Source organism: Arsenophonus endosymbiont of Bemisia tabaci Q2 (assembly GCF_902713415.1).
Taxonomy (GTDB): Bacteria; Pseudomonadota; Gammaproteobacteria; order Enterobacterales; family Enterobacteriaceae; genus Arsenophonus.
On record NZ_CACTIE010000034.1, the window covers coordinates 1 to 5,997 of the forward strand.

Sequence of the window (5,997 nt, forward strand, 5' to 3'; positions counted from 1 at the left end):
AAGGTCCAACCGCAGAGCCAATCCTAAATTGCTTCGCTGTTTTTCGGATACTCAACCCTTCTTCTTCAATCGTAAATATCACTTTACGTCTAAAATCAATTGAATAGCTCATATAAATAATGTCATCAAAATTAAGTCGCTTAGCTATATCTATATCTATATCTATATCTATATCTATACTTCTTTGACGCCCCATTAAACATTAAATAAAACCTCTTTTAAAATACATACGTATGGATTAATATCGTAAACTTAACGTTAACATTATGGCAGATAAACATACTACATATTTTTTCTAAATAGAGATATTTTATGGTTAATACTCATGATAATCGCAGATGGATTGCGCTCCTTTTAATTTCTAGTGCTCTTTTCTTAATTGTCATTGATATGACAGTGCTTTATATAGCATTGCCGACTTTAACCCATGAACTCCATGCCAACGCATCTGAGAAATTGTGGATTATCAATGCTTATCCATTGGTGGTTGCTGGATTATTGCCAGCCGCGGGTATGCTTAGTGATCGCATTGGTCATAAAAAAATGCTGATCAGCGGTTTACCACTTTTTGCATTAGCTTCATTTTGTGCTGCATTCTCGCCTAATCCAGAAAGTTTGATTGCTGCTAGAGTCTTTTTGGCGGTAGGTGCCGCGATGATGATGCCAGCAACTTTATCAATTGTTCGTCATATTTTTACTGAGCCTCAAGAACGATCACTAGCGATTGGTATTTGGTCAGCGGTTGCTGCTGGTGGCGCTGCGGTTGGACCTTTAGTAGGTGGTTTATTACTGAAATATTTTTGGTGGGGATCCGTATTTTTAATTAATGTGCCTGTTGTTATGTTGGTGCTACCTTTTTCAGTGAGTTTGATCCCAAGCTGTGGTGGAACAAACAAACGTGCTATTGTTTTTTTAGGCTCATTATTAATTTTAGTCGGTTTAGTTGGGCTGATTTATGCATTAAAAGAGTTAAGCAAACCTAATTTTTCTTTAGTTGAATTTTGTGCTGCTGCCTTGATTGGCGTGATCTTTATGCTGTTTTTTGTATTACGCCAGCGCAAACAATCGCAACCGATAATTGATTTTTCTTTATTCAGTAATCGACTGTTTTCAGCGGGAGTAATTATCGCCGTTATTACTATGAGTGTAATTGTTGGCATTGAATTAGTTTTAAGTCAACGCTTACAGTTAGTACTTGGTTTCAAACCATTACAAGCTGCGTTTTGTATCCTTCCAATACCAATTGGTTCCGTGGTTGCATCACCATTGACCGGTTTACTCTTACCTCGTTTTGGCGAGAGATTAACGACCGTGGTAAGTTTTATATTAACGCTGGTTGGGGTAATAGGGATGATCCTCTTCTATCAGAGCGGTATTACTTTGTTGTTGATTAATTTATTCATTATTGGTATGGGTATGGGAATGGCATTTACCTCTGCATCTACCACGATTATGCTCAATGCGCCTGATGAAAAGTCCGGTATGGCAGCTTCTATTGAAGACTTTGCTTATCAGCTGGGTAGTGTATTAGGCGTTACCATATTGGGCGGCATGATGACGGCAATTTATAGTTATACTCTTTTTGTTCCCGAACAGCTAACAATTGATGCGCGAGTTTATGACAGTATCGATGAAGCATTAAGCACGGCATCAACGATGGATAAAGATCAGGCTCAGATATTGATAATGGCAGCGAGTAAAGCCTTTGATACTTCTTTTATTGTTGTTTTTATTACCATTGTTTGCATATTGTTAGTTAGCACTGTGATTTTACAACGTATGTTGCGCCCTTTAATCAAAAAATCATGATGATATGAATTTTTGTGCTGTTTTAGATCTTACAAGAAGTTTTAGTGATTGTTTTTTGTAAAGTTAGTTGTTGGCGTTGTTCTATCTCAGGGATAGTGAGCTGATCCTAACATTCTATTACTGAAAATATAACCGGTTAGAGGTAAATTAGAGATGGAGTTACAGTCATTACAGTTTTTTAAAAATTTGTCTGATGAAACAAGATTTAGGATCGTAGTACTTTTGCGAAAAATGGGGGAGCTTTGTGTTTATCATCTTTGTATTGCACTTGAGCAACCCCAAACTAAAATATCTCGTCATTTAGCCATGTTAAAAAAGAGTGGGTTGCTACAAAATCGTAAGGAAGGGAAATGGGTTTTTTATCGACTTTCTTCACAGATTTCTCCATGGGTTATGCAAATTATTGAATCTGTATGGTCAAATGAACACCAACTAATCGACTTAATGGCTAAAAAATTGATACCAGAAAATTTGCCTGCACGGAGTATTAATTTCTCACTCTAGAATAAAACGCAATAGCGTTTAATGTGAGCAACCTTTTATTTATCTATTTGTTACTAATCAGAATAATTTAGTATTCCGATTAGTAATTTTTAAATAATTTTTAATTTTGCTAAACACTGTAAAGTCAATGATTCGCGTTTTGACACTGCTTTATCATCTGAGATCGCGACATTAAGGGCAAAAGTTTTTATTTTACCGTCAGCGTTTTCCACCCATCCGACATACCAGCCGGTACGCTTACGATTAATATTGGCTAAGCCACTTTTAGCATAAATTTTAATATTGGCAGTCTGTTTGATAAGTAGCATATTAGCTACTTCAATTTGAATGGTTTTATCAATAGGTAGTTGTTTAGTGGCTAACTTATAGATAAATTGGGATTGTTCTTGCGGGCTAATTTTTAATGGGCCCTCTAACCAAAATTTTGTAACATCATTGCCTATTTTGCTATTACCGTAGTGCAAACGATAAAGTTCTTTTTTCATTATTGCCAGACCCGTACGTTTTGCAATCCCTTGATAGACAGGGACAGCGGATAATTTCATTGCTTCTTGCATATTCATATCTTTATTCCAACTACTAAGATATCTGGGCTGTCCATCCCATTTAAAAATTTCGTTATAGCTAAGCGACTTAATTTTGATTACACCATATTGAGTGCGAACAAAATATTTGTGTCGCATCCGAACGCTCTTTTTTTGCATTTATAGCTAGGCGACTTTAAAATGATTACAAGGAATTACTCTATATCAGTAAATTTATATTCGAGAAAAACATATATTTTTGTAATCAAAATTAAGACGCTTAGCTATATCATTGTTTTCCCTATTCCATGCACTTTTCAATAAAACGCCGAATGTTTTTATTGTTGTACAGTTGCAATAATTCCTCGTTATGCGATCCGGATGACGATTTCCCAACTACTCGCTCATAAAATCCCTTATCAATATAGCTTTGGTGCGATAACTCCACCATTGAAGGTTTACGTAAGGTAATCGATACCTTGTCACGCTGACAGGCTGGCGGTAAAATAACCTGACCTCGTTCCCCACTTTCCACTATGGAAGAAAACACGGGCTTTATGTCAGCAATATAATCACCATGATAGTTTGCCAATACCCGTGCAAATTTATGACATTCATCCAATGAGAGGTTTATCTCGTGAAGCTCCCATACGCCTTTAATTTTGGTCAACAACTCATTCGGGCGATTGACTGCAATTTCAGTTAATCCGGGATGGTTAAGAAAATCACCAAACAACCTGTTTTTGATATAATCCAGACTTTCATTCTTTGCCATGTTGTCACCTTTTCATTTTTAGATATCAGACGAAAATAAATCATTATCAAAATGCTTGTTGGCTTTTTTGATGTTCTAGCTTGGGGTCAAAAACGAGCATCGAATTTTTAAAATCAAGCAGGTTAGGAATAATAATCCCCGCGCCTTTACCTGAATGGATGGCTTTACACATTGATACAAAATCCGTTTTCATAACAACAACGTTTTTTATGTTTTTCATATATTTTTATAGCTAAGCGTCTTAATTTTGATTACAAAATATATGTTTTTCTCCAATATAAATTTACTGATATAGAGTAATTACTTGTAATCATTTTACAGTCGCCCAGCTATATTGTCCAATCTTTAATTGATCCGATCCACCAAGAGATCGGCTTAAAACCGGAATCAAAGCTCAACCGTACGCATGGACTATCTAATCTAAATCAATATGATGCTAGAATTGCAGCGATTGAATATACATTAGCGCACGATGATGGTATAATCACTAAAAAACCTTGATCAGGCTCAGGTGGCTCAGGTTATTTTACTTGAGGTTTCGCTCTGTGGTAAAACACCCACCAGCCTTTATTTAGCGATGCAATTTGCCATCCAGACTGCCAATTATCCTTTCACCGCAGATGATATGGATAATTTACAATTACCACTTGCATTAAAACCTTATATAAATAAACTTTTTGGTCTAACAATTAGTCCTGAGCGTCTAGCCGCTATTCGTGAAGAGCGCTATGAAAAAGGTCGTTATGCTTCTTTGCATCAATGTCGGATAGAATTAACTGAGGTTGAGGCTTTATTTAGAAGACATAATATTAACTATTTAAATACAACTAATTACTCTGTCGAAGAGATTTCAGCCAAAATTATTGAAATATTTGGGCTAAGTCGTCGTATATTTTAACAATTTAAAATTAGCTGAGAAACGCTCATTACTTAAACGATATCTTAAACAACCATTAGATCCAGTTTATTTTCGGTTATGGTAATGCTAGTTTATTTGCCAGAAAATCGACTATATTGAATTATATATGAGATAAATATGTATAAAACCGATGAGTTAAGAACTCAACCTATTGATAGACTTATTACGCCTCAAGCGCTGGTGGATGAACTTCCGCTATCCAAAGAAATCATCAAAAATGTTACAACGTCACGGAAATCGATTGAGTCAATTTTAATTGGCCAAGATCAACGCCTATTGGTGATCAATTGGCCCCTGCTCTGTACATGATACCCAAGCGGCACTTGAATATGCCAAAATGTTGGCTAAATTGCGCGGCGAATATAAAGATTATCTTGAAATCGTGATGCGTGCCTATTTTGAAAAACCACGTACAGTGGTTGGCTGGAAAGGTTTAATTTCCGATCCTAACCTAAACAATTCCTGCCAAGTTAACAAAGGTTTGCGTTTAGCCCGTGAGCTACTAACCAATATTAATCAACTTGGACTACCAACGGCAACTGAATTTTTAGATATGATAACCGGTCAATATGTAGCCGATCTTATTAACTGGGGAGCCGTCGGCGCCAGAACAACAGAAAGCCAAATCCATCGACAGATGGCATCAGCGCTGTCATGTCCGGTTGGTTTCAAAAACGGTACCGACGGCAATATCAATATTGCTATCGATGCTATTCGTGCCGCACGTGCCAGCCATGTATTTTTATCACCTGATAAGAATGGCCAAATGACTATTTATCAAACAAAAGGTAACCCTTATGGCCATATTATTATGCGGGGAGGAAAACGGCCTAATCATAGCGCTGAAGATATTGCCATAGCCTGTAGTCAGTTACGCAAATTGGGATTACCGGAACGATTGATTATCGACTTTAGCCATGGTAATTGCCAAAAAATTCATCAACGCCAAATCGATGTCGCTAAAAATATTGCTCAACAATTGCAAAAAGGATCGAGGGCTATCGCCGGCATTATGGCAGAAAGTTTTCTAATAGAAGGTACCCAGCAAGTCACTGCTGGCAAGCCACTTACCTATGGTCAATCTATTACCGATCCTTGCCTAGGCTGGCAGGACACTGAACAATTACTAACTATACTTGCTGAAGCGGCAAAACATCGATTTTAGTCATCATAAAGGAGAATTTTTAAGTCACAATTAAATTAATTGTCAAACAAAATTCCTCCTTAACAATAAGTTATTTTATCTGGCCGGATTTACTGAATTTTTTATTATTAAAATACCAAATGCCCCACCATCAGCTATCTTTACCCTATACACTTGTATAATTTTTTATTGAGCCTATTTTAACAATCGCATTTACTATTTTGTCTGGTAATTAAAAATTTAACTAAAATTTACTATCAAGCCTGGCAACAAAATTATACCGATTATGCCGACTACAGAGGATATTTTTAGATGCAAAAAT

The 5,997-nt window shown here is 36.4% G+C and carries 5 protein-coding genes and 3 pseudogenes; 5 read left to right on the forward strand and 3 right to left on the reverse strand.

The annotated features are described in order from the left end of the window. Positions 1–312 precede the first annotated feature (312 nt). Together ARSQ2_RS02300 and ARSQ2_RS02305 are read left to right on the forward strand one after the other, a co-directional pair. Complete coding sequence (locus ARSQ2_RS02300; protein WP_181994225.1) at positions 313–1,809, forward strand: MFS transporter; 1,497 nt, start codon at positions 313–315, stop codon at positions 1,807–1,809. A gap of 153 nt (positions 1,810–1,962) precedes the next feature. After that, a complete protein-coding gene (locus ARSQ2_RS02305; protein WP_181994226.1) occupies positions 1,963–2,313 on the forward strand; it encodes a metalloregulator ArsR/SmtB family transcription factor in 351 nt (116 codons plus the stop codon). Positions 2,314–2,402: 89 nt separating this feature from the next. On the opposite strand, the gene ARSQ2_RS02310 is transcribed toward ARSQ2_RS02305, so the two are convergent. Then, positions 2,403–3,017, reverse strand: coding sequence for a class D beta-lactamase (locus ARSQ2_RS02310; protein WP_181994227.1), 615 nt, complete (start codon positions 3,015–3,017; stop codon positions 2,403–2,405). 21 nt (positions 3,018–3,038) lie between these two features. Between ARSQ2_RS02310 and ARSQ2_RS13490 the strand changes: the two genes are divergently transcribed. After that, positions 3,039–3,161, forward strand: a complete 123-nt coding sequence (locus ARSQ2_RS13490) for a hypothetical protein (RefSeq protein WP_255487177.1) — start codon at positions 3,039–3,041, stop codon at positions 3,159–3,161. Here ARSQ2_RS13490 and ARSQ2_RS02315 read toward each other — a convergent pair. Further along, a pseudogene (locus ARSQ2_RS02315) lies at positions 3,142–3,612 on the reverse strand (P-loop NTPase family protein); the annotation flags it as partial. The gene ARSQ2_RS13490 and the pseudogene ARSQ2_RS02315 sit on opposite strands and share 20 nt — an antisense overlap. A gap of 46 nt (positions 3,613–3,658) precedes the next feature. Further along, positions 3,659–3,832: a type IV secretory system conjugative DNA transfer family protein gene (locus ARSQ2_RS02320; RefSeq protein WP_181994229.1), complete on the reverse strand. Its 174-nt coding sequence runs from the start codon at positions 3,830–3,832 to the stop codon at positions 3,659–3,661. An 89-nt stretch (positions 3,833–3,921) separates the two neighbouring features. Here ARSQ2_RS02320 and ARSQ2_RS02325 point away from each other — a divergent pair. Both ARSQ2_RS02325 and ARSQ2_RS02330 read left to right on the forward strand, forming a co-directional pair. Then, positions 3,922–4,510 (forward strand): annotated as a pseudogene (locus tag ARSQ2_RS02325) (kinase/pyrophosphorylase); the annotation flags it as partial. A 138-nt stretch (positions 4,511–4,648) separates the two neighbouring features. Next, positions 4,649–5,696: pseudogene (locus ARSQ2_RS02330) on the forward strand (3-deoxy-7-phosphoheptulonate synthase). The last annotated feature ends 301 nt before the right edge of the window (positions 5,697–5,997 follow it).